Source organism: Mesoflavibacter zeaxanthinifaciens subsp. sabulilitoris (assembly GCF_014191595.1).
Lineage (GTDB): Bacteria > Bacteroidota > Bacteroidia > Flavobacteriales > Flavobacteriaceae > Mesoflavibacter > Mesoflavibacter zeaxanthinifaciens.
Map to the genome: position 1 here is coordinate 168182 of NZ_JACHWV010000003.1, position 25673 is coordinate 193854.

Here is a 25673-nt window from a genome sequence, read left to right on the forward strand (position 1 = left end):
TCATTTAAAATAATGTAATTTAGAGGACAAACCAACCTATTTCATGTTAGAAAAACTCTACAAGTTTTTAAATAACGAAAAAGAAAAACGAACCTGTAAAGATATTACTGAGGACGCTTGCAAACACGTCCCAAAAAATTACTTCATTATTTTACTAAGTAATGTATTTACCAAGCTTGGTGATACACTTAGTAATCCTAAAACTGTACTTACTTGGTTAATGAGTTATGTTAACGCTCCTGTTTTTTTAATAAGCTTAATTGTACCTATTAGAGAATCTGGATCTATGGTACCGCAAATATTTATTGCTTCTTATATTAACAAACATTCTACAAGAAAATGGTTTTGGGTTATTGGTGCTATAATCCAGTTTTTAGCAATTGCTTCTATTGGAATTATCGTATTAAATTTTAAAAATGAAACTGCTGGATATTTAATTATACTTGCAGTAATTATTTTTAGTTTGGCTAGAAGCTTAAGCTCTTTAACTTCTAAAGATATTATAGGAAAAACCATTCCCAAAACAAGAAGAGGACGACTAAAAGGTTACACTGTTTCTGTTTCCGGTGTTTTAGTTCTAGCTGCTGGTTTGCTTATTATGTACAAATCCAAAAGCAATGCAACCATAGATTTTTACAGTTATTTAATCTTTTTTGCGGCTCTAACTTGGTTGATTTCTGCTATTATTTATTCTAGAATTAAAGAATTTCCTAATGATGTAGACGAAGACTCTAAAGACAAATCTAATTTTATATCAAAACTAAAACTTTTAAAAACAGACACTAATTTTAGAAACTTTGTGATTGCTAGATCACTACTTCTCTGCTCTGCTTTAACTGCTCCGTATTACGTAATTTTAGCACAAAAGTACGTTGGTAAAGAAAGTTATTTATTAGGCTTATTTATTATCGCAAAAGGTGTTGCATCAATAATCAGCTCGCCTTTTTGGGGAAAATTAGCCGATAAATCAAGTAAAAATGTAATGGCTATTGCTGTTTTAATTGCTTCAGTTTTAGGAATAATGATATTTATAATTATTAGTTATTTTGAAACGATTAGAACAATAAACTGGATTTATCCTCTATCCTTTTTTATTTTAGGTATTGCACATGGCGGCGTTAGATTAGGCAGAAAAACATATATTGTAGATATGGCTAAAGGCAACCAAAGAACAGATTATGTTTCGGTTAGTAATACAATAATTGGCTTAATCTTATTAGTAACTGGCGGATTAAGTGCGCTTGTATCTTTACTTTCTATAGAAATTGTGATTCTAATTCTCTCTATTTTTGGGTTAATTGGTGCATACAGAAGTTACTTACTTCCTAACGTAGAAAAATAAACAGCTAAACAAAACACATAGCATAATTTATTTTTAAGATGAATTGTTTCAACGACATTTAAACACAAAGGGTTTTACGATGTACATTTAGCTATTGGTGATGATGTTGTTGCAACCTATACTGTAAAGGTCACTAAATAATCGTAAATAATTTAGCTACCTTTGTACAAATAAATTAGCTAAATGTCATTTAAAGACTTACAATTAAACAAACCTTTACGTCGTGCTGTTGCAGAAGCTGGTTACGACAACCCAACTTTGGTGCAAGAAAAAGCAATACCTGCTATTTTAGATAAAAAAGACGTTGTTGTTTCTGCGCAAACAGGTACTGGTAAAACAGCTGCATTTGCATTACCAATTTTACAATTACTTTTTGATCAACAAGACGCACCAAAACGCGGTAAAAAAATTAAAGCGCTTATTGTAAGTCCTACACGCGAATTAGCTGTACAAATCGCAAAAAACTTCGAAACCTACTCTACTTATACCAACCTAAGAACAACGGTGGTTTTTGGTGGTACATCTGTAGAGCCTCAAAAAGATATACTAAAAAAAGGTGTAGATATTTTAATTGCTACACCAGGTAGATTGTTAGATTTACATAAGCAAACAGCTTTACATTTAGATCAAGTTGAAGTATTGGTTTTAGATGAAGCCGATTTAATGCTAGACATGGGATTTATTGATGATGTAAGAAAAATTGAACGCCTATGTCCTACCGAAAAACAAACACTTTTATTTTCAGCAACAATACCTCATAAAGTTGAAGATTTAGCAAAAACCATTTTAAATAATCCAGAGCGTATTTTGGTTGCTCCAAATGCTTCAACTTCAAAAAAGTTAGAACAATTATTATACTACGTACCAAAACGCAACAAAATAGAACTGTGTTTACACTTACTACGCAACACTATAAAAGGACATATTATCATATTTAGACGTACCAAATTTGGCGTCAGTAAATTAGAACAAACGCTACTAAAAAACGGTTATAAAGTAGATAGTATACATGGTGATAAAAGTCAAAGCGCAAGACAAGAAGCGCTAAATAAATTCACAAAAAAAGAAGTTAACATTTTAATAGCTACAGATGTTGCTGCACGTGGTATAGATATTGATAGTTTAGATGCAGTAATCAATTTTGATTTACCAAATATACCAGAAACTTATGTCCATAGAATAGGTCGTACAGCACGTGCTGGTCAAACTGGTGTAGCATATTCATTTTGTAGTGCAGACGAAAAATCTTATATTAAAACCATCCAACAATTAATTAGTTTACAACTTGATGTTATAGACGATCATCCATATCCTTTAGACCCAAAAGCAAAACCTATTGTGCATACGTCTAATAAAAAAAGTAAGCACAAAAAAGGACGAAAAGGAAAAGGTAGTAAACAAAAGAAAAAACGCTGGTATTAAAATAGAATTCTTTTTAGATGAAATACTTATCATTTTTAATTGGCATAATTTCAATACAATTAGGCTTTAGCCAAACCTTTGTAAAAGACAGTTTAAACAATCAACCTGTATCTTTTGCAACCATAGATTTTGGTAATGGTTACGGGACTTTTGCAGACGAAGAAGGCAAATTTTATTACAGCGAAAAACTTTATAAAGGTATTGACACTTTAATAATTTCGGCATTAGGATATAAGAAGAAAAAAATTGCTACTAACAAACTAACAGACACCATTAAATTGCCTCACGAGGCGTCAATGTTAGAAGAAGTTATAGTTACAGCGAAACCCAAAGGAAAATTTAAAATAATAACTATAAAACCCAATGGTCACGAAGATTATTTTAAATGCTGGTTACCAACAATAGAAAGTGAAATTGCTGTATATTTCCCAAATAATTCGCCAAACACAAAACGAATTTCAAAACTTTTACTTCCTATAAAAACCGAAGCAAAAAATTGGGACAAACGCCATAAAGACAAACACGAAAAAAGACCGTTTTCAACACTTTTTAGAGTTCATTTTTATGAAAATAATAAAGGTATGCCAGGCGATGTTTTAACTTACGAAAAGATTTTATTCATAGCCAATCAAGATACAGATCCTATATTCGAATTAGACGTTACCGAAAGCAACATAATAATTCCCAAAGATGGTATTTTCGTATCTATCCAAGTATTAGGATATACCGATAAAGACGGAAAATTATTACCTAACAAAAAATATAAAGAAGTCGAAACAAAACGAGGTATTGTTAGAGTTTCTACAACATTTAGACCTTTATTACCATTTACAGACAAGATTGCTAGCAAACAAACCTTTGTAAAACGAATCTTTCATAATAACGGAAAATGGGTGTTATTCGACTTAAAAAATATTAACAACTCTAACCTTTTAAAAGCTGGTTTAAACAACTACGGAATGGGATTAGAAGTAGAAGTTTATAAAGAAAAATAAAACTTCAATTTTTTAACTTGGATAAAGCTATTTAGTTTCAATTAAAATTACACGATTACAGCTTGTACATTAACAATTTTGTAGTATTTTTAATATTCATTCATTTAATAATATAAGGCTATAGTTATATGACAGAGGTTGATATTGAAAAAGAAAATGCAGCAATTGCCAAAGCCTACAAAGAGCTTTTAAAAGTTAGCTACCGCACACTTTCTAAAGAAGACAAACAACTAATTAGAAAAGCTTTTAATGTTGCTGTAGAAGCACATAGCGATCAACGCCGTAAAAGTGGAGAAGCTTACATCTTCCATCCTATTGCTGTTGCAAAAATTGTAGCGCAAGAAATTGGTCTAGACGCTACTTCTATCGCCGCAGCTTTACTTCATGATGTCGTAGAAGATAACGAAAACTATAGCATAAAAGATATAGAAGATCTGTTTGGAGAAACAGTTGCTAGAATTGTTGATGGATTAACCAAAATTTCGTCTTTAAAAAAAGACATGAATGTTTCTCTGCAAGCAGAAAACTTCAGAAAAATGTTACTTACTCTTAATGATGATGTTAGGGTAATTATCATAAAAATTGCAGACCGTTTGCATAATATGCAAACTATGGACTCTATGCGTCCAGACAAGCAAGAAAAAATTGCTAGCGAAACACTTTACATTTACGCACCTCTAGCGCATAGAATTGGACTTTATAACATCAAAACAGAACTTGAAGACCTTGGCTTAAAGTATACAGAACCAGAAGTATACAACAGCATCTTATTAAAGATGAAAGAAAGCAAAGAAGAGCAAGATGCATACATAAACGAATTTAGTGATCTATTAAAAAAATCTTTAGATAAAGAAGGTCTAAATTATATTATAAAAGGTCGACCTAAATCTATTTTTTCAATAAAGAAAAAAATGGATAAACAAGGTGTTTCTTTTGACGAGGTTTATGACAAATTTGCCATAAGAATAATCTATAAATCAGACCGTGATAACGAAAAATTCCTAGCTTGGAAAATATATTCGATTGTAACAGATCACTTTAGACCAAACCCAACGCGCTTACGCGATTGGATATCTTCACCAAAATCTACAGGTTACGAAGCATTACACATCACTGTAGTTGGACCAAAAAGCAGATGGGTAGAAGTACAAATTCGTAGTGAACGTATGAACGAAATAGCCGAAAAAGGTTACGCCGCTCATTACAAATACAAAAATGTAGATGATAACGACGATAATCTTGATATGTGGATTAACCGTCTACAAGATGCTTTAGAAAACGCCTCTACAAACGCTGTAGACTTTGTAGAGCAATTCAAACTAAACCTATACTCTAAAGAAATATTTGTTTTTACACCTAAAGGCGAATTAAAATCCTTACCAAAAGGCGCAACACCTTTAGACTTTGCTTTTAGCATTCACACCGAAGTAGGCAGCAAAACAAGAGGCGCAAAAGTTAACGGAAAATTAGTCCCATTAAGCCATGTTTTAAGCAGTGGTGATCGTGTAGAAATTATTACTTCAGAAAATGCTAAACCAAATCCAAACTGGCTAGATTATGCTACTACAGGTAAGGCAAGAAGTAAAATTAAATCACTTCTAAAAGAAGACACTAAGATAATTGGTGAAGAAGGTAAAGAAATTTTAAGAAGAAAATTAAAACAACTTAAAATTGAGCTAAACGAAAAATCGGTTAACGAAATGGTTAATCATTTTAAACTAAAAACAAGTTTAGACCTTTTTTATCGCGTTGGTACAGGAAACATAGATAGTAAAGCATTAAAAGAATATGCTGCATCACGTAGTAATGCTTTAGTTAGTTTTATAAAAAATAAAATTAACAGAAAACAAACCGTTAATCAAGAAGACATTAATAAAGACGAAATCACACACAAATACGATTTATTAGTCTTTGGTAAAGAAGAAGAAAAACTTGATTACAAATTTGCAAACTGCTGCAATCCTATTCCTGGCGATCCTGTTTTTGGTTTTGTAACCATAAACGATGGTATTAAAGTACACAAAAAATCATGTCCTAACGCTGTTAGTCTTCAGGCTAATTATGCGTATAGAATTATGCAAGCCAAGTGGATAGACTCTTCTCAACGCGAATTTGCAGCTCAAATAAAGCTTTCAGGAATCGATAATTTAGGATTAGTTAACGAGATTACTAAAGTCATTTCATCAAACATGCACGTTAATATGAAAAGCATTAACTTTAGTAGTGATGATGGCGTGTTTTCAGGAAAAATAAATGTAGTGGTTCGTAACAATACACTGCTAAAAAAGTTAATGGAAAACCTAAAAAAAATTAACGGTATAGATAAGGTTTCAAGAATTTAATCTTCAAGTTGTTAATAACTATTAATAACACATCTTTTAATCCAACAAAAAATAGCATTTAACCACAAAAAAAAATGTAAATTTGTCGGATAATTATGAGTGCAAATACGGACATAAAAAATCAAGAAATCGTTAAAAATGTGTTTACAGCTTTTTTAGAAGAAAAAGGACACCGTAAAACACCAGAACGTTATGCTATACTTCAAGAAATATATTCTAGTAATGAGCATTTTGATATCGAATCTTTATATCTAAATATGAAGAACAAAAAATATCGTGTTAGTCGTGCAACACTTTACAATACGATAGATCTTTTATTAGATTGTGGTTTGGTTAGAAAACATCAGTTTGGAAAAAATCAAGCACACTACGAAAAATCATATTTTGATAAACAACACGACCACGTTATTTTACAAGACACAGGAGAAGTTATAGAATTTTGCGATCCACGCATTCAAGCAATCAAAAAAACCATAGAAGAAGTGTTTGATATAGAAATTAATAAACACTCTTTATACTTTTACGGTAACCGAAAAAAATCACAAAACAACTAAATATAATGGCAGTAGATTTACTACTTGGTTTACAATGGGGCGACGAAGGCAAAGGAAAAATTGTTGACGTTTTAACCTCTAAATATAATATTATTGCGCGTTTTCAAGGAGGACCAAACGCTGGTCACACATTAGTATTTAATGGTAAAAAGCACGTATTACACACAATCCCTTCAGGTATATTTCATAAAAACGCAACTAACCTAGTTGGTAACGGTGTTGTAATAGATCCTGTTATTTTTAAAAAGGAATTGGACAAGTTAGCAGAGCAAGACGTAGATTATAAAAAGTCATTATTAATTTCGCGTAAAGCGCATATCATTTTACCTACGCATCGCTTACTAGATGCCGCTAGTGAAGCCTCTAAAGGAAAAGCAAAAATAGGTTCTACTTTAAAAGGAATTGGGCCAACATACATGGATAAAACAGGTCGTAATGGTTTACGTGTAGGAGATTTAGAATTAGATAATTGGCAAGAAAAGTACCGTAGTTTAGCAGACAAACACGAATCTATGATAGATTTTTACGACGCTAAAATAGAATACGATTTAAAAGAATTAGAAAGCGAGTTTTTTGAAGCTGTAAACGTTTTAAAAAGCTTAACATTTATAGATTCTGAAGAGTACGTTTTTCAAGCTCAAAAATCTGGGAAAAGTATTTTAGCAGAAGGTGCTCAAGGATCATTATTAGATATCGATTTTGGAACATATCCTTTTGTAACATCTAGTAATACCACTGCTGCAGGTGCTTGTACTGGTTTAGGCGTAGCACCAAACAAAATAAAAGAAGTGTTTGGTATATTTAAAGCTTATACAACACGTGTTGGTTCTGGACCTTTCCCAACAGAATTATTTGACGAAGACGGCGCAACTATGGCTCGCGTTGGACATGAGTTTGGAGCAACAACAGGTAGACCAAGACGTTGTGGTTGGTTAGACCTAGTAGCATTAAAATACGCTTGTCAAGTTAATGGCGTTACACAATTAATGATGATGAAAGCAGATGTTTTATCTGGTTTTAAAACTTTAAAAGTAGCTACAGCATATAAATATAAAGGTGAAGAGATTAAGCATTTACCATACAATATCGAACCTGAAAATGTAGAACCAGTTTACACAGAGTTTAAAGGTTGGTCAGAAGATTTAACTGAGATGTCTGAAGCCTCTACATTACCTAAAGAACTAAATGAATACATCGCATTTTTAGAAAAAGAATTAGAAATTCCTATTACAATAGTTTCTGTTGGACCAGACAGAAAACAAACTATTTTTAGATAAAAATTTCTTTTAAAAAAGATTTAAAAACCTGCTAACAATTTAATTAGCAGGTTTTTCAGTCTTAAATAAATACTAATTGATAATACGAAGTAAGTTAAATCGTTATTTTTGCATCAAACACATTAAAATTGAAGTCAATAAAAACAAAATATCTCCTACTCTTTCTAATAGTTTTTATATCTTATTTTGCATCTGCACAACGCAAAACTATTGAGATTAAATACGCTGGTTTTGGAGAAAAAGACGAAGAAAAATTTCCTGGTGCACAAATATTAACCAGAAATGATGCACAACAAATTCATATTTTTCATGATGGTATAGACATGTATTGCGACAAAGCCATTTTTTACGGAAAAGAAGATTTTGTTGAAGCCTACGGAAATGTAAAAATGGTACAAGGCGACACCATAAATTTAAATTCAAAATACGCAGAATATTCAGGAAAAACCCAATTAGCATTTGCTTCTGGAGATGTTATTTTAACCGAGCCACAATCTATTCTAACTACAGACACTTTATACTTTAACCGTGCTAAACAAGAAGCTTATTATAAAACAGGCGGTAAAGTTGTAAGAGATTCTTCTGGAACAATTACCAGTAAAATTGGACGCTATTTTATGCCAAGAAAAAAGTATAGATTTCAAGATAGCGTTAAGCTTGTTAATCCAGAATATACTTTAAAAACAAAAATATTAGATTACTATACAGATACAGGTCATGCATATATGTACGGACCATCAACTATTGAAGATGCAGCAAGTAAAATTTATTGCGAACGCGGTTTTTACGACACCGAATCTGACACCGGTTACTTTGTAAAGAAATCAAGAATAGATTACGACAACCGTGTTTTTGAAGGTGATAGCATGTATTTTGACCGTAATAAAAACTTCGCTTCTGCAACAAACAATATTAAAGTCACAGATACATTAAACAATAGTATTGTTAAAGGTCACTATGCCGAAGTCTACCGTGCAAAAGACTCTGTTTTTATTACAAAACGTGCATTAGCGATCACACTTCAAGAAAAGGATAGCATATTTATGCATGCAGATACATTAATGGTAACAGGCAAACCAGAACACCGTATTACTAGAGCTTATTATAATGCCAAGATTTACAAATCAGATATTAGCGGTAAAGCAGATTCGGTACACGTAGATCAAAAAACAGGATTAACACAGCTAATCAATTTAGCAAGAATGAATAAAGGCGATGCATTTTCAGCTGCAAGAAAGCCTATTCTTTGGAATGTAAAAAACCAAATGACTGGAGATACTATTCATCTTAAATCCAACCCAAAAACCGAAAAACTAGACTCTTTAATTGTATTTTATAATGCATTTGTCATCAGTAAAGACACATTAAGTGACGATGGTTACAACCAAATTTCTGGAAAGCGATTAATCGGTCTTTTTGATGATGAAAATAATCTGAAGCAAGTTGATATTCTTAAAAATGCAGAATCTATCAATTATAGTAGAAATGAAAATGGCGAATTAATAGGTATTGAAAAGTCAAAATCTGCAGATATTGAAATGTATTTTGAGAATAAAGAATTAACAGAACTAAGAAAACTTCGTCAATTTGACGGAAAACTTTACACCGAAGAAGATTTTCCTGCAAACGCAAGAAAGTTAAGAGGATTTGATTGGCGTGAAGACGAGCGACCTGCATCTGTAGAAGATCTTTTTGTAGATGATCCACCATTAAATTTACCAGTAATAAAAGGCTTAGAGCCCTACAATGACGAAGAAGAATTTTTTAACGACGATTTAATTGGTCGTGTAAAAAAAGCAGATCAAGAAGCCGAAGATAAAAACTTGATTAAAAAAGACGAAAAACCAAAAGCGTCAAGAAACGTACCTAATAAGTTTTTAAACAAAAAAGACACTTCAAAAGAAAAAACGGGCAAAAAACTAAATAAAATACCTGATTTAAAAAAGGATTAAACTATTGAAAGATTTATTCTTTAAATATCAAGCGCAAACGTCGCCATTTCCTTTAGGTATGGAAGTTTCTCATGCCAAAGGAAGTTATATATATGACACCAACAACAATGCTCATTTAGACTTTGTAGCTGGTGTATCTGCATGTACTTTAGGGCATTGTCACCCAAAAGTTATAGAAGCAATAAAACAGCAAGCCGATCAATATTTACATGTCATGGTTTATGGCGAGTATGCTCAAGGTCCTGCAGTAGATTTATGCCAGTTTATAGCAGACCATTTACCTGATCCGTTAGAACAAACTTATTTAGTAAATTCTGGTACAGAAGCTATTGAAGGTGCACTAAAACTAGCACGTCGCGTTACTGGAAGAAGTCAAATTATTGCTATGAAAAATGCATATCATGGTAATACAATGGGTTCTTTAAGTTTAATGAATTATGAAGAAAGAAAAGCACCTTTTAGACCATTAATACCTGATGTGCATCATATTAACTTTAATAATGAAACTGACTTAGATTTTATTACTAAAAAAACTGCAGCTGTTATAGCAGAAACTATTCAAGGTGGTGCAGGTTTTATAGAGCCAACTAATAATTACTTAGCTAAATTAAAAGCAAAATGCCAAAGCGTTGGCGCTTTATTAATTTTAGACGAAATTCAACCAGGTATTGGTAGAACAGGTAAACTTTTTGGTTTCGAAAACTATAATGTTATCCCAGATATTGTCGTTACCGGTAAAGGTCTTGGTGGCGGTTTACCAATTGGTGCTTTTACAGCTTCAAAAAAGCATATGTCACTATTACAAGACAACCCAAAAATGGGACACATCACTACTTTTGGTGGTAATCCTTTAATTGCTGCTTCTGCTTTAGCAACATTAAAAGAAGTAGTTAATAGCAATTTAATGCAAGAAACTTTAGAAAAAGAAAAATTGGTAAAAGACCTTCTTTTACAACATCCTTTAATTAAAGAAGTGCGTGGTCGTGGTTTAATGTTAGCTGCAATTACAAAGTCTGCAGAGGTTACTAACCATGTAGTTTTAGAAGCTCAAAAACAAGGTCTAATTCTATTTTGGTTACTATTTGAACCAAAAGCCATACGTATAACACCGCCACTAACAATCAGTAAAGACGAGCTTAAAAAAGGCTGTGGCATTATTATTGACATCCTTAATAAATTACTGTAATAAAGTTATCTTCTAACCGACTAAAGCTCAACTAAAAAACAATTGAAATAGTAATTGTTCATTACTTTGTTAAAAACAAATCATCTAAAAGTTTAAAAAAAGTACAATAGAACATTACATTTATTACGAGGAAATTAAAAACGCCTATGGAATTCAGTCAAGATAGACCTAACAATAATGTTTCTTTAAATAGATTCGAATCAATGCTAAAAACAAACAATGTATTGTTTTTTGATTCAGAAGAATTTGAAAACATTATACATCATTACCTTAATCAAGGTAAAGTTGCTCTTGCAAAAAAAGCAATAAAATTAGGTTTAGAACAACATCCATCTTCAACTAATTTAAAATTATTTAAAGTTGAAGTTTATGTTTTTGAAAACAAATTAAAAGAGGCTAATCAACTATTAGATGCGCTTTATGTATTAGAACCATCTAATGAAGAAGTGTACATTCAAAAAGCTAATATTCTTTCTAAAGAAGATAAACATGAAGATGCTATTAAAGTATTAAAAATAGCATTAAACTTTTCTGAAGAAGTTTCAGAAATACACGCTTTAATAGGCATGGAATACTTGCTCTTAGACGACTTTGAAAAAGCCAAGCAAAGCTTTATGAGCTGTTTAGAAGAACAACCAGAAGACTATTCTTCACTATATAACATTATATACTGCTTTGATTTTTTAAATGAAAATGAAGAAGCAATTACATTTTTAAATAAATACTTAAATTCTAATCCTTATTGTGAAGTTGCATGGCATCAATTAGGCAAACAATACTTCTCTGTTAAAGATTATAAAAAGGCGCTTAGCGCATTTGACTTTGCAATAATTTCTGATGACCGTTTTATAGGTGCTTACTTAGAAAAAGGTAAGGTTTTAGAAAAATTAAAACGCTACAAAGAAGCGATAGAAAACTATTTACTTACACTAGAGCTTGATGACCCAACTAGCTTTGCTTTATTAAGAATGGGTTGTTGTTATGAAAAGTTAGGTCAATTAGATTTAGCTAAACAATACTATTACAAAACAGTAAAAGAAGATCCGTTACTAGATAAAGGTTGGATTGCAATTACTAAGTTTTATTTAAAGCAACATAATTACCAAAAAGCATTGTATTACATCAATAAAGCAATAAATATTGATGCAGAAAATGTAATCTATTGGAAACTTTATGCCCAAATAAATCAAAGACTTAACTTTTTAGAAGAAGCAGAAAAAGGTTATAAAAAAGCAATAGAATTAGGTAATTACGAACTAAACACTTGGTTGTCAAGAACAGATATACTTATTCAGATAGGAGAATTAGATGCAGCTAGTTTAAATTTAATACAAGCAACAGAATTTTATCCTGAAAATGCCGAAATAGAATTTAGACTAACCGGTATATACTATAAAGTTTTAGAAACCGAAAAAGGCAGTTATCATCTTAAAAACGCTATGACTTTTAATAAAGAATTCTTGTTTATTATAGAAGAGCTATTTCCTGAAGTATATCACTCTATTACTTTTCAAAAGGCGTTAAAAAAGGTACAATAACGTAATCTTGTTTCTAATTTTACATACCTTTGAAGCTTTAAAACAAAAAAGATGCAAAGACGTTTAAAAGACTATCTTTTTATTAGCTTAAAAGGTGTTGCAATGGGCGCAGCAGATGCTGTTCCTGGTGTTTCTGGAGGAACTATAGCATTTATTTCTGGTATTTACGAAGAATTAGTAACAACTATAAGTAATGTAGACTTTTCTTTATTTAAAACCTTAAAAAAAGAGGGCATTCTTCCTTTCTGGAAACAGTTAAACGGTAATTTTTTATTAGCGCTTTTAACAGGTATTATAATTAGCTTTATTTCCTTTATGAGGTTGGCTAAATTTCTTTTAGAAGAACATCCTGTACTTATTTGGTCTTTCTTTTTTGGATTAATTATTGCAAGCATTTACTTTGTTGGCAAACAAATAAAAAAGTGGTCATCATCTACTATTATTGCTCTTATTGCTGGTGCTGTAATAGCTTTTTACATTACAGGTTTACCGTCCTTAGCTAGTAATACTAATTCTTATTTTCTTTTTATTGCTGGCGCTATAGCTATTTGTGCAATGATTTTACCAGGGATTTCTGGCAGCTTTATTTTAGTTATTCTAGGTGCTTACAAGACATTAAGTGATGCATTTCATGATTTTGACATCAAAAAAATAGCTCTTTTTGCATCTGGTGCTGTAGTTGGTCTTTTATCTTTTAGTCGTGTTCTTAAATGGCTATTTAAAAATTATCATAATCTAACATTGGCGTTATTAACTGGTTTTATTTTAGGCTCTTTAAACAAAGTTTGGCCTTACAAAAAAACCTTGAAGGTTATGGAAGATACCACAGGAAATATTATTGATTTTGAGACGGTATCAAACTTTGGCACATTAGGTATCTATCAAAAATCTATTCAGAATTTTGACAGTTACAAAATGGTAATAGAGCAAAGTATTTCTCCTTCATATTACGCCGAAATAAATCAAGTCAATGCGCAACTACCGCTAGCAATTGGCTTAATGGTTGTAGGATTTTTAACTATTTTTATACTTGAAAAAGTAGGTAACAAACCAGAATAATGCAAAGCACCAGAACATTAAAAGATCGTATTTTTTTAGTTCTTAAAGGTTTAGGAATGGGCGCAGCAAACAAAGTGCCTGGTGTTTCTGGTGGTGTGGTTGCTTTTGTTTCAGGGTTTTATGAAGAGTTTATTTATTCTCTTCAAAAAGTAAATATAAAAGCGTTTAAACTACTATTTAATGGTCGTTTTAAATCATTTTACAATTATATAAATGGTAGATTTTTAAGTCTCTTATTTTTAGGAATGGTAATTAGTTACTTTAGCGTTTCTAAAATATTAGACTATCTAATAACTCACTATCAGCTATATGTATGGAGTGTGTTTTTTGGGATGATTATTGGATCTATTTATTATATAAGTAAAGATTTCAAAGACTGGAAACCTACAACATACATAGCATTAACTATTGGTGTTGCTATTGGTTTAAGTATTAGCTTTTTAGATCCTGCAACACAAAATGACAATTTATTATTTGTATTTTTTTGCGGAATAATTAGTGTATCAGGTATGACTTTACCTGGTTTTTCAGGTTCCTTCATTTTAATACTTTTAGGTAATTACGTGTTACTTCTAGTGGATTCTGTAAATGCTTTGTATGACACTGTAACCGAAATTATTACTGGAGACTTTAGCTTTACATCTAACTTAGAGCGTATAAGAATGCTTAAGGTTTTGGCTGTTTTTACGCTTGGTTCTATAGTTGGATTAATCACGTTTTCTCACGCATTAAATTATATTTTAAAACATTATAAAAGTGTAACTATCGCATCAATAATTGGCTTTATCGTTGGCTCTTTAGGTGTCGTTTGGCCATTTAAAGAAACCATATATAAAACCAGTAATAATAATTTTGTACTAGACTCAAGAGGAGAAAAAATCATCGAAAATTACAAACGTTATTTACCAGAACTAACACCAGAAACCTACTATGCTATTGCTTTTACAATAATTGGTATAGCTATAGTTTTAGCTTTAGAGTTTTACGGACAAAAAACAAGGCAAGCCAATGCGTAGATTTGGATTAATCGGTAGAGATATCTCCTATTCATTTTCTCAAAATTATTTTTCAATAAAATTTAAAGATGAAGATATTAAAGATGCATCTTACGAAAATTTTGATATAGAAAACATAAATCAATTTAAAACTGAAGTATTAAATCAAGATATAAAAGGTTTAAATGTTACAATTCCTTATAAAGAAGAAATTATTCCACAATTGGATAGCTTAGATAAAAAAGCAAAAAAAATTGGAGCTGTAAACACTATAAAAATCTCAAAAAAAGGAAAAACAAAGGGTTATAATACCGATTGTTATGGTTTTAAAAAATCACTTAAACCTCATCTTAAAAAAAGACATAAAAAAGCACTTATTTTAGGTACTGGTGGCGCAAGTAAAGCTATAGCATTTGTTCTTAAAAAATTAGGGATTAAATACAAATTTGTTTCAAGAACATCTTCAACAAAAGCAGATTATACGTATTTAGATTTAACAGAAGACATCATAAACGACCACAAAATAATCATTAATTGCACACCTGTAGGCACCTATCCCAATATAGATAACGCTCCTGACATACCTTATAATTTCATTTCTAAAAAACATATTTTATTCGATTTAATTTATAATCCTTCAGAAACTACGTTCTTAAAAAACGGAAAACTAAAAGGCGCAAAAATCATTAATGGTTACGATATGTTGGTATTTCAAGCAGAAAAAGCTTGGAAAATATGGAATAAATAGCGCATAGCTTAGAATTTTGTTTGTAGTTTTTCAACTTGTTACTATCTTTAAAATCTAAATTTTAAAACATTTTAAAGATGTCAGAGCTAGATAACCTGCAAAACGCAGACGGAACGGAAGAACAAAAAGAAACTGTACAACCAACAACAGAAGACAATTCAAACAACGACGATGATAAAGTCTTAAATGAAATTGAAGACTCTAACGCAGAAGATGCCGAAGATGAAGGCAATAAAGACAGACATAATATTGAAGAAAAAGATTATGAGTCTTTAAACATGGAACAATTGGTTATAGAACTTGAACGTTTGGTAAAAAACGAAAAAGTACAAGCTATAAACAAACATGTTAATGCCTTAAAACAAGAGTTTGATAAACAATTTAATGACTTACTTGAAGAAAAGAAAGAAGAGTTTTTAAGTAATGGCGGTGTAGAGATGGACTTTAGATACAACTCTCCGTTACAACGTAGCTTTAGAGACACTTATAAAGACTACAAACAACGTCTAACTGCACACTACAAAAATTTAGAAAAAAACTTAAAGCAAAATTTAAATAATAGGCTAGAAATTATTGAGCAAATAAAAGCACTTACCGAAGATGCAGAAGACTCAATGAGTTCTAAATATAAAACATTTAAAGATTTACAAGACCAATGGAGAAATGCTGGTCCAATACCAAGAGATAAATATAATAACGCTTGGAACAGCTACCATTTTAATGTAGAACGTTTCTATGATTTATTACACTTAGATCGAGATTTACGCGATAAAGATTTTGAACATAATTTAGAGCAAAAAACAAAAATCATAGAACAAGCAGAAGCACTAGCTAAAGACGATAATATAAACAGAGCCTTTAGAGAACTTCAAAACCTTCATAAAATCTGGAAAGAAGAGCTTGGTCCTGTAGCAAGAGAACACAGAGAACCAATCTGGGATCGATTTAAAGAAGCTACAAAAAAAATTAATGAAAACAGACAAGATTACTTTAAAAGCTTAGATAAACTATACGAGCAAAATCTTGTAAACAAACAAGCTATTATAGATAAGATTGCTCAAATTTCTTCAGAAAATATAAACACACATAAAGGTTGGCAAAATAAAATTAAAGAGGTAGAAGCTTTAAGAGAAGAGTTTTTTAAAGCAGGAAAAGTACCTATTAAAGTTAACGAAGCAACTTGGGCTAAATTTAAAGAAGCCGTTCGCACCTTTAACAGAAAGAAAAATCAGTTCTACAAAGACTTAAAAAAGGAACAATACGTTAACCTAGAGAAAAAACAAGAACTTGTTAAAATTGCAGAAGAAAACAAAGACAACGAAGATTTTGAAGTAACTACACCTTTAATGAAAAAAATCCAAGCAGATTGGAAAAAAATTGGACATGTACCAAGAAAGGACAGCGACAAAATCTGGAAACAATTTAAGACTGCATGTAACCACTATTTTAATAGAATAAAAGACCAACGTAATGCAGCGTCTGCAGAAGAAGAGCAAGCTTTTAAAGAAAAAGAAGCATTACTAGCCAAAGTTAAAGAGTTAAAATTAACCGGAGACCAAAAGGAAGACTTAGCTACTATAAAAGAACAAATTAATAATTGGAAAAATATAGGTCGCGTACCTAAAAATAAAAAACATATTGAAGGTGACTTTAATAATGTATTAGATGGTTTGTTTAAAAACTTAGATTTAAACAAATCTGAAGCTGAAATGATTAAGTTTGAAAATAAACTTCAAGATTTATCATCTACAGACAACCAAAAAGTAATTGATAACGAACGTTTTTACATTCAGAAAAAAGTAGATGAAATAAAAGGAGAAATTAACCAACTAGAAAACAATTTACAGTTTTTTACTAATGTTAAATCTGATAATCCTCTTGTTAAAGAAGTACATAAAAACATAAAAAAGCATAAAGAGGAATTAGACATTTGGCTAACTAAACTTAAAAAAATTAAGTCTCTATATTAATTAAAAATAACGATTATGATATAGTATTTAATTAATCTATTACTCATAATCATTAAAATTATAGGAAACATTTTCTAATAAAAAAAACCAAACCCTATTTCTGAGAGGAAATAGGGTTTTGGCTCCTAACTAAACTAACCAATTATTTCTCTTCGCTTACAAGAAATAATTTTATTTTCTATGACACCTAATATGATGTATGCTATTAATCAACTTTATTCTATAATAAGGTAAGATTAAATGTCATATGCCTTATATACGATACATTTATTGTTTTGGATTTTTATAGATTACACAAAAGTTGATTTTAACATATTTTTAAGTAAATCAAGTAGTTAAAACCTTAACCAAATTACAATTAACTTTTTATAAATTATTTTTTTTAAAAAATTATAGCAGTTTTTTGGCTTCTTCCCTAATTGTAACATTTAAAAAAATCAGTAGATTTTTCCAATTACAGTTTTTTGGCTTCTTCCCAAAATTGTAATGTTTGAAAAAATCAGTAGATTTTTCTAATTACAGTTTTTTGGCTTCTTCCCAAATTGTAATATTTAAAAAAATCAGTAGATTTTTCCAATTACAGTTTTTTGGCTTCTTCCCAAATTGTAATATTTGAAAAAATCAGTAGATTTTTCCAATTACAGTTTTTTGGCTTCTTCCCAAAAAACATCCATTTCAGTAAGAGTCATGTCTTTTAAGTCTTTATTTAAAGATTTTGCTTTTTCTTCTAAATAAACAAAACGCTTTGAGAACTTTTTATTTGTCCTTTCTAATGCATTTTCTGGGTTAATTTTTAAAAACCGCGCATAATTCACCATAGAAAAAAGTACATCTCCAAACTCAGCTTCCATAGCATCTTGATTACCGTTTTGTACTTCTTCTTTAAATTCAGATAACTCCTCTTCTACTTTTTCCCAAACTTGCTCTGGTTGTTCCCAATCAAAACCAACACCTGCAACTTTATCTTGTATTCTACTTGCTTTAACAAGTGCTGGTAAACTTTTTGGCACGCCTTCTAAAACACTTTTTTTTCCTTCTTTTAGTTTAAGGTTTTCCCAATTACGTTTTACGTCTTCTTCATTTTCAACTTTTACATCTCCATAAATATGCGGATGCCTATGTATTAGTTTATCGCAAACAGTATTTAGTACATCGGCTATATCAAAATCATTAGTTTCACTTCCTACTTTTGCATAAAAAACTAAGTGAAGCATTAGGTCTCCTAGTTCCTTTTTTACTTCTTCTAAATCGTTATCCAAAATAGCGTCACCTAGTTCGTAAGTTTCTTCTATAGTAAGATGGCGTAAGCTTTGCATGGTTTGTTTTTTATCCCAAGGACATTGCTCGCGTAACTCATCCATAATGGTTAACAAACGGTCAAATGCTTTTAATTGATCAGGTCTACTATTCATAAAAAAGGGTTTTGGTAAAAGTACAATGATTTATTATTGCGTAAAACATTGGCACAAAAAAATCCAGCTTTAAGGCTGGATTTTTTTATATTTTAATAAACAAGTTTATTCTTCTTCTTCATCACTTGTTGTTACTTCTTCTTCTTCTAAATTTAAAAGATCATTTTTAACAAGTAAATTATACCACTGAATTACTTTTTTAATATCACTAACATATACTCTATCTTCATCATAATCTGGTAATACTTCAAAGAAGTATTCTTCTAACTTATCTTTAGAGTCTTTATGGCTAATAGCTGTTTCTTGTCCGTTTTCTTTTTCGCTTATTTTTCTAAAAACATCTGCTAAAGGCACTTCTTCGGTTAAAGTATATATTGCTATCTCGCTTAATACACTTACATTTTGTTGTATACCAATAGATAATCTTTTTTGATCTATTAAAGATTCTGCTATAAAGCCCGTTCTTGTTTGAGTTACTAATTTGTATAATCCAGGTTTACCTGAAATTGCTAAAACTTTTTCTAAAGCCATAAATTTATTTTTAAGGGTCGCAAATATCTAATGTTACTTTGGGTTTTCCAAACGTTTAACGTTTCTTTTTCATTAACGGAAACTTCATTCGGTAATCTACGTTTATTTTTCCTTTAGAAATATTGGTTAGCTTTCCTTTAATTAAGCGTTTTTTAAGTGCAGATAATTTATCTGTAAATAACACGCCTTCTATATGGTCATACTCATGTTGAAATACTCGTGCTGCAAGACCTGACAACTCTTCTGTATGTGTATTAAAATCTTGATCTTGATATTGTATTTTTATATTTGGTTGTCTAAACACGTCTTCTCTAACATCTGGTATACTAAGACAGCCTTCGTTAAATGCCCATTCGTCTCCAGTTTCTTCTAGTATAATTGGGTTAATAAAAACACGTTTAAAATCTTTTAATTGTTCTTGCTCTTCCTTAGACAAATCATCATCTTCTGCAAAAGGTGATGCATCAACTATAAAAAGTCTAATTGATAACCCAATTTGTGGTGCTGCAAGACCAACACCGTATGCACCATACATAGTTTCAAACATGTTATCTATTAATGTGTCAAGATTTGGGTAATCTTTTGTTATTTCTTTGGCTTGCTTTTTTAAAACGGGATCGCCGTAAGCAACTATAGGTAATATCATAAATTATTATTTATTATAAAGGTAACTTTGTAAGATGATAGTTGCACTAACCTCATCTAACAAAGCTTTGTTTTGTCTTTGTTTTTTCTTTAATCCACTATCAATTAAGGTTTGCGCTGCCATTTTTGAGGTAAAACGCTCGTCTACTCTTTCAATAGGAATGTGCGGAAATGTAGATCTTAGTTTAGAAATAAATGGTTTAATTAAAGCTTCGCTTTCGCTAGCTGTATTATCCATTTGTTTTGGCTCTCCAACTAAAAAAAGCTCTACATTCTCTTTTTCTGTATATGTTTTTAAGTAATCTAAAAGCTCTTTTGTAGCTACAGTAGCTAGTCCTGATGCTATAATTTGCATATCGTCTGTAACTGCTAATCCTGTTCTTACTTTACCGTAATCTATTGCTAATATTTGAGCCATCTTAAAATTTTATGCAAATTTATGGTTTTATAGATTAACACCTTAAATATTATGCCATATTTTAATTTATAGGAATTATATTTGCGTGAAGGATTGAAGCGACATCCTTTTTTTGCTGCCATATATGGCAAAAAAAGATATAGCGTAAAGCCTGACCTTTAGGGCACGCCAAAAAATTGAAATTACAAAAAATGAAAGATTTACAACAAATTATTGAAACTGCTTGGGATAACCGAGAGCTTTTAACCGAAACATCTACTATTGAAGCAATTAGAAAAGTGATAGCGCTTTTAGATGAAGGTACACTTCGTGTTGCTGAACCTACTACAGATGGTTGGCAAGTTAACGAATGGGTTAAAAAAGCTGTTGTTTTATACTTCCCGATACAAAAAATGGAAACTTTAGAAGTTGGTATTTTTGAATATCATGATAAAATCCCTTTAAAAACTGGATATAAAGAAAAAGGTATTAGAGTTGTACCTCATGCTGTGGCACGTCATGGTGCATACATATCTGCAGGTACTATTTTAATGCCTAGTTATGTAAATATTGGCGCTTATGTAGACGAAGGTACTATGGTAGATACTTGGGCTACTGTTGGTAGTTGTGCGCAAATTGGTAAAAACGTACATCTTTCTGGTGGTGTTGGTATTGGTGGTGTTTTAGAGCCTTTACAAGCTGCTCCTGTAATTATTGAAGATGGTGCCTTTATTGGTAGTAGATGTATTGTTGTAGAAGGTGTTAGAGTTGGTAAAGAAGCTGTATTAGGTGCAAATGTTGTTTTAACTATGAGTACTAAAATTATTGATGTTACTGGTGACGAACCTGTTGAAATGAAAGGTTATGTACCAGAACGTTCTGTAGTAATCCCTGGAAGTTACACTAAAGAGTTTGCTGCTGGAAGTTACAACGTACCTTGCGCTTTAATTATTGGTAAGCGTAAAGAAAGTACTAACAAAAAAACATCGCTTAACGATGCGTTACGCGAATATGATGTGGCTGTTTAAATGAAAATCACATAACAAAATGAATATAAAAAATCCTAAACTTTAAAGTTTAGGATTTTTTATATTATGACTTAAATTGCATTTTACGTCCAGATCTACGCAATTTTTTTCGGTTTATTTTATGTTGAAACGCCATACTATGCTTTAACATTAAATCATGGGTTTCTTGGTATGGTTTTTTATATAATTCTGAATACTTTTCTGCAATTACTTTAATCATCGTTTTAGATAGCCACAAGCGTCTAAAATTATGCATACGCTTATCAAAGGTCATGTTTTCAAAACGCATTCGGTTTAAATCTATAAGGTAGAATTTATAACCTTGCTCTGTTTTAACAACCAAAGTGTTTCCTGGTGAATGATCTAAAAAATTAATATTATTTTCATGTAATTTGAAGGTAAATCGAGCAAATTGCTTTAATATTTCTTCTCTTTTAGGGTATTTTGGATTGTGTATTAATGCTCTAAATTCAAAATCATAATCAATATGTTCACTCACATAATAGCTGTTTTTTAATCCAAAAACAGATGTTTCTTCTATATAGGCAATAGGAAAAGGTGTTGATATTTCACAATCTATTAACCTGCTTGCATATTCAAAAGACCGTTTAGCTTTACTTGGTCTTATCCATTTGTAAATAAAACTATTAAAAGCATTTGGTTTTTTAAAGGACTTTATATTTAGCTTTAAACCATCAATCTGAAAAGATTTTATAACGTTACGTTGGCCAATAGTTACAGCTTCTCCTTTGTTATCAAAATCCTTAATTAAATTTTCAATTTCAGATTTTAAATGTTGATATTTTGGATGACAGTGTATGATTTTAATTAATTTTAAGTTGCTTCAAAGATATGTTAAACTAAATTTTAATAAAAGCCGATAAAATTATATTTTGCACTTAGGCAAAAGCCAATTTAGATGAAGAAGATTTTAATCATTCAAAATAAAAGAATTGGAGATGTGCTATTAGCCTCTTTAATTGCTACAAATTTAAAAAAAGTATTTCCTGATTCTGTAATAGATTACATGGTTTACGATTACACAACTGGTGTTATCGAACAAAACCCAGCAATTGATAATATTATTGAAATTAAGGAAAAAGAACTAAAAAAAATACCCGTTCTTCTTAAAACAGCTTTTAATGTACGACGCAAAAAGTATGATATTGTTGTAGATCCTTACGCAAAATTTCAAAGTCGTGTAATTACTTTATTATCGGGAGCAAATACTAGAATAGGATTTAAAAAACGAGAAAAAAATCCACCTTTACCGTTTTACACACACAATATTTCGTTTTTAAAAGAAAAGTCTAAACCTTGCGGAAAATCTATTGAAGACAGAGTACATTTGGTGACTTCGGTTTATGATATTAAAAACCCTGTTTACGAACCCAAAATATTTTTAACAGATAAAGAAGAACAATACGATAAGCTTAACCAATACAACAAGCCTGTTATCATGTTTGGTATTTTGGGTAGCACGCCACAAAAATCTATGCCTTATGATTATATCGTAAAGCTGATAGATTTTGTAACCGAAAATTATGATGTATATGCTTTATTTAACTATGCACCACATCAAAAAGAAGATGCGCAAACTATCTATAATCAGTGTAAACACAAAGAACAAATTATTTTTGATATTTATGAAGAAAGTATTCGTGGATTTGTGTTACTTATGAATAAATGCAATCTATTAATTGCAAATGAAGGCGGCACAGTACACATTGCAAAAGCTTTAAACAAACCAACATTTACTATTTTTTCTCCTTATGTATTAAAAGAACATTGGGCAAGTTTTGAAGACGGTAAAAAACACACATCTATTCACCTTTTAGATGAAAAACCAGATTTATTTTCTACAGATAGAGAACAGCGTAAAAAAATTGAAGAAGACCCTACTTTTCTTTACAAACAATTAACACCAGATATTATTATCCCAAAATTAGATGCTTTTTTAAGGCAACACTTTCAATAAATAAAAAACCTAATAATGAGTAAACTAAGTTTAATTGATCGATTTCATCACTGGAGAAGAAAAAACAGATGGAATAGACAATATAAAAAGGGAAAATGGGATTATCTAAATAACGATCGTGAGGACTTAAGATATCAAAAAATTGTTGAATTTATTTCTAAGTACGCTTCTAAAAACCCTACTATTCTAGACCTTGGTGCTGGAGAAGCTGTTTTAAACGGAAAGTTTGATAAAAATAGTTATTCTCACTTTTACAATGTAGACTTCTCTAAGAACTCTATAGACAAAGCAAAACAAAAGCAACTTCCAAATTCTACTAGTTTAGTTGCAGATATCCATAATTACAATCCAAATAAGACTTATGATGTAATTGTTTTTAATGAAGCTTATTATTACGTACATCATAACTTAAAAAAAGAAGTCCTAAATAGATTTATAGGTAAACTTAAACCTAATGGATTACTAGTAGTTTCTATCTACAAAGAAGGTTTAGATTGTTGGGAAATTATTGATGCAAATACAAGTATAGAAAAACTTGACTTTAACAAAGTTGAAACAGATAGAGAACAAACCTATTGGAAAGTTGGTGCTTACCGTGTTAACTAGTTTGTTTTATACCAAACTCTGTCCATGTTGTCTTTTTAGCTTTTGTCTCTTTTCTAATGGCTAAGTTTTTGGCTATAGCTTTATCATTTTTATAACCTCTTTCATGATAAAGATGTACGCATATAGCACTATATCTTATCTGTATGGGCTTTACACCTTTATTAACTAAACGTTCTCCTAACTCTCTATCTTCGCCTCCATATTCCATTCTCTGATCAAACCCATTAACAGCTAATATATCTTGTTTCCAACCTGATGCATTCATACCATCCCAAGTAGCTTTGGTTGGCGTTAACTTATTTAATAGAAACTGTTTTGTTCCTTTTGCAGTTAATTTATTTAGCTTAAATGAAGATTTTAAACCATGATCTAATAACCAGTGTTTATCAAAACATGATTGCTTGATGATATCTTTTTCAGTAATAATTTCAGAGATGTGTTTTGGTAATTTAAAGTAACCTCCAGATAAAAAGCAATTATCTTTTTTTAAATCATAATGTGTTTGCACAAAGTCTTTTCTAGGAATACAATCACCATCCGTAAATAGCAAATAATCTGCATTTGACTTTAAAATGGCTTTATTTAAAATTGTTGTTTTTCTAAAGCCTTTATCCTCTTGCCAAACGTGCTTAATTTTTAAGTTTGATTTACTAATAAAATTGTCTACTACAGTTTTTGTATTATCCGTAGATCCATCATCTGCTATAATAATTTCAAAATCTGTAAAGGTTTGCTGGTTATATCCAACTAAGACATTATACAGCCATTTAGGCTGATTATAAGTACTTATAATTACAGAGATTTTTGGCATACTATTTTTTAACAATACCGTAATCTGTCCAAGTACGATTTTCGTCTTTAACTGCTTTTCTAATTTTTAAATTTCGCTCTAAAGACTCTTTTGTTTTGTAGCCTCTTGGATGATCTAAGTGCAAAACAATTGCTTTATGTCTTATTTGTTTAGATTTAATTCCATAATTAAATAAACGCTCTCCTAGTTCTCTATCTGGTCCACCATATTGCATACGTTCATCATAACCATTTATAGCAATCAAATCTTCTTTCCAGGCACTTGAGTTACAGTTGTTAAATGTTGCTCCTGTTGGTGTTGTAGCATCTAAAAAATCTGCCCAAAGTCCGTTAGCGTTTAGTTTTAAAGCTTGTTTAAAACTTACACTTCCGTTTTCTTTTAACCATTTAGTATCAAAACAATTTTCGTTTTCAATATCTTTCAACTCAATGGTTTCACTTGTTGGCATATCTAATTTTAAATAACCACCAGAAAGAAAGTAGCCTTTCTCTGCATATTTTGCATGAGTTGACACAAAATCTTTACGAGCAATACAATCTCCATCCGTCATTAAAATATAATCATACTCTGTTTGCATGATACACTTATTTAATAATTCTTGGCGTCTATAACCTTTGTCTTCATGCCAAATATGACGTAAATTTACAGGGTAATCTGCTTTAAAACGATCTATTAACTGCTTAGTTGTTTCACGCGAGCCATCATCTGCTATAATAACTTCAAAATTATCATAGTCTTGATATTTATAGCTTTCTAAAACTTTTTCTAACCAAGCTTCAGCGTTATAAGTACTAATTATTACAGATATAGGTAAACCACTCATTAATGTATTGTTTCAAATTGAATTGCAAAGATAGACATATTTAAAATATTGCATGCTTTAGT

Annotated in this window: 23 protein-coding genes; 16 read left to right on the forward strand and 7 right to left on the reverse strand. The window is 30.7% G+C overall.

What is annotated here, in order from left to right; genetic code table 11:
- Positions 1-43: 43 nt before the first annotated feature.
- The 13 genes from FHS04_RS05530 to FHS04_RS05590 all read left to right on the forward strand — a co-directional run bounded on the left by FHS04_RS05530 (position 44) and on the right by FHS04_RS05590 (position 17380).
- The gene (locus FHS04_RS05530) at positions 44-1342 is read left to right on the forward strand and encodes an MFS transporter (protein WP_106679370.1); all 1299 of its coding nucleotides are present in this window, start codon (positions 44-46) and stop codon (positions 1340-1342) included.
- Between the two features lie 183 nt (positions 1343-1525).
- On the forward strand, positions 1526-2764 hold the full coding sequence (locus tag FHS04_RS05535; protein ID WP_027880115.1) for a DEAD/DEAH box helicase: 1239 nt from the start codon (positions 1526-1528) through the stop codon (positions 2762-2764).
- Between the two features lie 17 nt (positions 2765-2781).
- Positions 2782-3759: a carboxypeptidase-like regulatory domain-containing protein gene (locus tag FHS04_RS05540; RefSeq protein WP_106679368.1), complete on the forward strand. Its 978-nt coding sequence runs from the start codon at positions 2782-2784 to the stop codon at positions 3757-3759.
- Positions 3760-3887: 128 nt separating this feature from the next.
- Positions 3888-6101, forward strand: a complete 2214-nt coding sequence (locus tag FHS04_RS05545; RefSeq protein WP_106679367.1) for a RelA/SpoT family protein — start codon at positions 3888-3890, stop codon at positions 6099-6101.
- A 95-nt stretch (positions 6102-6196) separates the two neighbouring features.
- Complete coding sequence (locus FHS04_RS05550; protein WP_027880118.1) at positions 6197-6655, forward strand: Fur family transcriptional regulator; 459 nt, start codon at positions 6197-6199, stop codon at positions 6653-6655.
- Positions 6656-6660: 5 nt separating this feature from the next.
- Positions 6661-7932: an adenylosuccinate synthase gene (locus FHS04_RS05555; protein WP_106679365.1), complete on the forward strand. Its 1272-nt coding sequence runs from the start codon at positions 6661-6663 to the stop codon at positions 7930-7932.
- Positions 7933-8060: 128 nt separating this feature from the next.
- Positions 8061-9884, forward strand: a complete 1824-nt coding sequence (locus FHS04_RS05560; protein ID WP_106679363.1) for an OstA-like protein — start codon at positions 8061-8063, stop codon at positions 9882-9884.
- Between the two features lie 4 nt (positions 9885-9888).
- Positions 9889-11070 (forward strand): aspartate aminotransferase family protein, encoded by a 1182-nt coding sequence (locus FHS04_RS05565; RefSeq protein WP_106679361.1) that lies wholly within the window; start codon positions 9889-9891, stop codon positions 11068-11070.
- 146 nt (positions 11071-11216) lie between these two features.
- Entirely contained in the window at positions 11217-12608 is a 1392-nt protein-coding gene (locus tag FHS04_RS05570) for a tetratricopeptide repeat protein (protein ID WP_106679358.1), read from the forward strand.
- A 51-nt stretch (positions 12609-12659) separates the two neighbouring features.
- The gene (locus tag FHS04_RS05575; RefSeq protein WP_106679356.1) at positions 12660-13667 is read left to right on the forward strand and encodes a DUF368 domain-containing protein; all 1008 of its coding nucleotides are present in this window, start codon (positions 12660-12662) and stop codon (positions 13665-13667) included.
- Positions 13667-14683: a DUF368 domain-containing protein gene (locus FHS04_RS05580; RefSeq protein WP_106679353.1), complete on the forward strand. Its 1017-nt coding sequence runs from the start codon at positions 13667-13669 to the stop codon at positions 14681-14683. Before FHS04_RS05575 ends, FHS04_RS05580 begins: the two co-directional genes overlap by 1 nt.
- A complete protein-coding gene (locus FHS04_RS05585) occupies positions 14676-15410 on the forward strand; it encodes a shikimate dehydrogenase family protein (RefSeq protein ID WP_106679351.1) in 735 nt (244 codons plus the stop codon). The genes FHS04_RS05580 and FHS04_RS05585 overlap by 8 nt, the downstream gene beginning before the upstream one ends.
- A 77-nt stretch (positions 15411-15487) precedes the next feature.
- Positions 15488-17380: a DUF349 domain-containing protein gene (locus tag FHS04_RS05590; protein ID WP_106679349.1), complete on the forward strand. Its 1893-nt coding sequence runs from the start codon at positions 15488-15490 to the stop codon at positions 17378-17380.
- Between the two features lie 638 nt (positions 17381-18018).
- Here FHS04_RS05590 and mazG read toward each other — a convergent pair.
- From mazG to ruvX, 4 genes are all read right to left on the reverse strand, one after another.
- Complete coding sequence (gene mazG, locus FHS04_RS05595; protein WP_106679347.1) at positions 18019-18792, reverse strand: nucleoside triphosphate pyrophosphohydrolase; 774 nt, start codon at positions 18790-18792, stop codon at positions 18019-18021.
- A gap of 105 nt (positions 18793-18897) precedes the next feature.
- Entirely contained in the window at positions 18898-19323 is a 426-nt protein-coding gene (locus tag FHS04_RS05600; RefSeq protein WP_106679344.1) for a DUF5606 family protein, read from the reverse strand.
- Positions 19324-19378: 55 nt separating this feature from the next.
- A complete protein-coding gene (def, locus tag FHS04_RS05605) occupies positions 19379-19969 on the reverse strand; it encodes a peptide deformylase (RefSeq protein ID WP_106679341.1) in 591 nt (196 codons plus the stop codon).
- A 6-nt stretch (positions 19970-19975) separates the two neighbouring features.
- Positions 19976-20386 carry a Holliday junction resolvase RuvX gene (ruvX, locus tag FHS04_RS05610; protein WP_106679339.1) on the reverse strand — a complete coding sequence of 137 codons (411 nt, stop codon included), beginning with the start codon at positions 20384-20386 and terminating at the stop codon, positions 19976-19978.
- A 191-nt stretch (positions 20387-20577) separates the two neighbouring features.
- Here ruvX and FHS04_RS05615 point away from each other — a divergent pair, with 191 nt between their 5' ends.
- Positions 20578-21393 (forward strand): 2,3,4,5-tetrahydropyridine-2,6-dicarboxylate N-succinyltransferase, encoded by an 816-nt coding sequence (locus FHS04_RS05615; RefSeq protein ID WP_106679337.1) that lies wholly within the window; start codon positions 20578-20580, stop codon positions 21391-21393.
- 64 nt (positions 21394-21457) lie between these two features.
- Here the strand turns inward: FHS04_RS05615 and FHS04_RS05620 are convergent, their stop codons facing one another.
- The gene (locus FHS04_RS05620; protein ID WP_106679335.1) at positions 21458-22222 is read right to left on the reverse strand and encodes a lipopolysaccharide kinase InaA family protein; all 765 of its coding nucleotides are present in this window, start codon (positions 22220-22222) and stop codon (positions 21458-21460) included.
- Positions 22223-22312: 90 nt separating this feature from the next.
- On the opposite strand from FHS04_RS05620, the gene FHS04_RS05625 reads away from it, so the two are divergent.
- Entirely contained in the window at positions 22313-23371 is a 1059-nt protein-coding gene (locus FHS04_RS05625; protein WP_106679332.1) for a glycosyltransferase family 9 protein, read from the forward strand.
- Between the two features lie 15 nt (positions 23372-23386).
- The gene (locus FHS04_RS05630; protein WP_036227388.1) at positions 23387-23977 is read left to right on the forward strand and encodes a class I SAM-dependent methyltransferase; all 591 of its coding nucleotides are present in this window, start codon (positions 23387-23389) and stop codon (positions 23975-23977) included.
- On the opposite strand, the gene FHS04_RS05635 is transcribed toward FHS04_RS05630, so the two are convergent.
- Together FHS04_RS05635 and FHS04_RS05640 are read right to left on the reverse strand one after the other, a co-directional pair.
- A complete protein-coding gene (locus FHS04_RS05635) occupies positions 23970-24788 on the reverse strand; it encodes a glycosyltransferase family 2 protein (protein WP_106679674.1) in 819 nt (272 codons plus the stop codon). The two genes, FHS04_RS05630 and FHS04_RS05635, sit on opposite strands and share 8 nt — an antisense overlap.
- 1 nt (position 24789) lies before the next feature.
- Positions 24790-25611 carry a glycosyltransferase family 2 protein gene (locus tag FHS04_RS05640; RefSeq protein ID WP_106679330.1) on the reverse strand — a complete coding sequence of 274 codons (822 nt, stop codon included), beginning with the start codon at positions 25609-25611 and terminating at the stop codon, positions 24790-24792.
- Between the last annotated feature and the right edge of the window lie 62 nt (positions 25612-25673).

Excerpts from the sequence above, each read along its gene's own strand:
- FHS04_RS05530 (WP_106679370.1), top strand. The coding sequence starts at position 44 with ATGTTAGAAAAACTCTACAAGTTTTTAAATAACGAAAAAGAAAAACGA.
- FHS04_RS05535 (WP_027880115.1), top strand. The coding sequence starts at position 1,526 with ATGTCATTTAAAGACTTACAATTAAACAAACCTTTACGTCGTGCTGTT.
- FHS04_RS05540 (WP_106679368.1), top strand. The coding sequence starts at position 2,782 with ATGAAATACTTATCATTTTTAATTGGCATAATTTCAATACAATTAGGC.
- FHS04_RS05545 (WP_106679367.1), top strand. The coding sequence starts at position 3,888 with ATGACAGAGGTTGATATTGAAAAAGAAAATGCAGCAATTGCCAAAGCC.
- FHS04_RS05550 (WP_027880118.1), top strand. The coding sequence starts at position 6,197 with ATGAGTGCAAATACGGACATAAAAAATCAAGAAATCGTTAAAAATGTG.
- FHS04_RS05555 (WP_106679365.1), top strand. The coding sequence starts at position 6,661 with ATGGCAGTAGATTTACTACTTGGTTTACAATGGGGCGACGAAGGCAAA.
- FHS04_RS05570 (WP_106679358.1), top strand. The coding sequence starts at position 11,217 with ATGGAATTCAGTCAAGATAGACCTAACAATAATGTTTCTTTAAATAGA.
- FHS04_RS05575 (WP_106679356.1), top strand. The coding sequence starts at position 12,660 with ATGCAAAGACGTTTAAAAGACTATCTTTTTATTAGCTTAAAAGGTGTT.
- FHS04_RS05580 (WP_106679353.1), top strand. The coding sequence starts at position 13,667 with ATGCAAAGCACCAGAACATTAAAAGATCGTATTTTTTTAGTTCTTAAA.
- FHS04_RS05585 (WP_106679351.1), top strand. The coding sequence starts at position 14,676 with ATGCGTAGATTTGGATTAATCGGTAGAGATATCTCCTATTCATTTTCT.
- FHS04_RS05590 (WP_106679349.1), top strand. The coding sequence starts at position 15,488 with ATGTCAGAGCTAGATAACCTGCAAAACGCAGACGGAACGGAAGAACAA.
- mazG (WP_106679347.1), bottom strand. The coding sequence starts at position 18,792 with ATGAATAGTAGACCTGATCAATTAAAAGCATTTGACCGTTTGTTAACC.
- FHS04_RS05600 (WP_106679344.1), bottom strand. The coding sequence starts at position 19,323 with ATGGCTTTAGAAAAAGTTTTAGCAATTTCAGGTAAACCTGGATTATAC.
- def (WP_106679341.1), bottom strand. The coding sequence starts at position 19,969 with ATGATATTACCTATAGTTGCTTACGGCGATCCCGTTTTAAAAAAGCAA.
- ruvX (WP_106679339.1), bottom strand. The coding sequence starts at position 20,386 with ATGGCTCAAATATTAGCAATAGATTACGGTAAAGTAAGAACAGGATTA.
- FHS04_RS05615 (WP_106679337.1), top strand. The coding sequence starts at position 20,578 with ATGAAAGATTTACAACAAATTATTGAAACTGCTTGGGATAACCGAGAG.
- FHS04_RS05625 (WP_106679332.1), top strand. The coding sequence starts at position 22,313 with ATGAAGAAGATTTTAATCATTCAAAATAAAAGAATTGGAGATGTGCTA.
- FHS04_RS05630 (WP_036227388.1), top strand. The coding sequence starts at position 23,387 with ATGAGTAAACTAAGTTTAATTGATCGATTTCATCACTGGAGAAGAAAA.
- FHS04_RS05635 (WP_106679674.1), bottom strand. The coding sequence starts at position 24,788 with ATGCCAAAAATCTCTGTAATTATAAGTACTTATAATCAGCCTAAATGG.
- FHS04_RS05640 (WP_106679330.1), bottom strand. The coding sequence starts at position 25,611 with ATGAGTGGTTTACCTATATCTGTAATAATTAGTACTTATAACGCTGAA.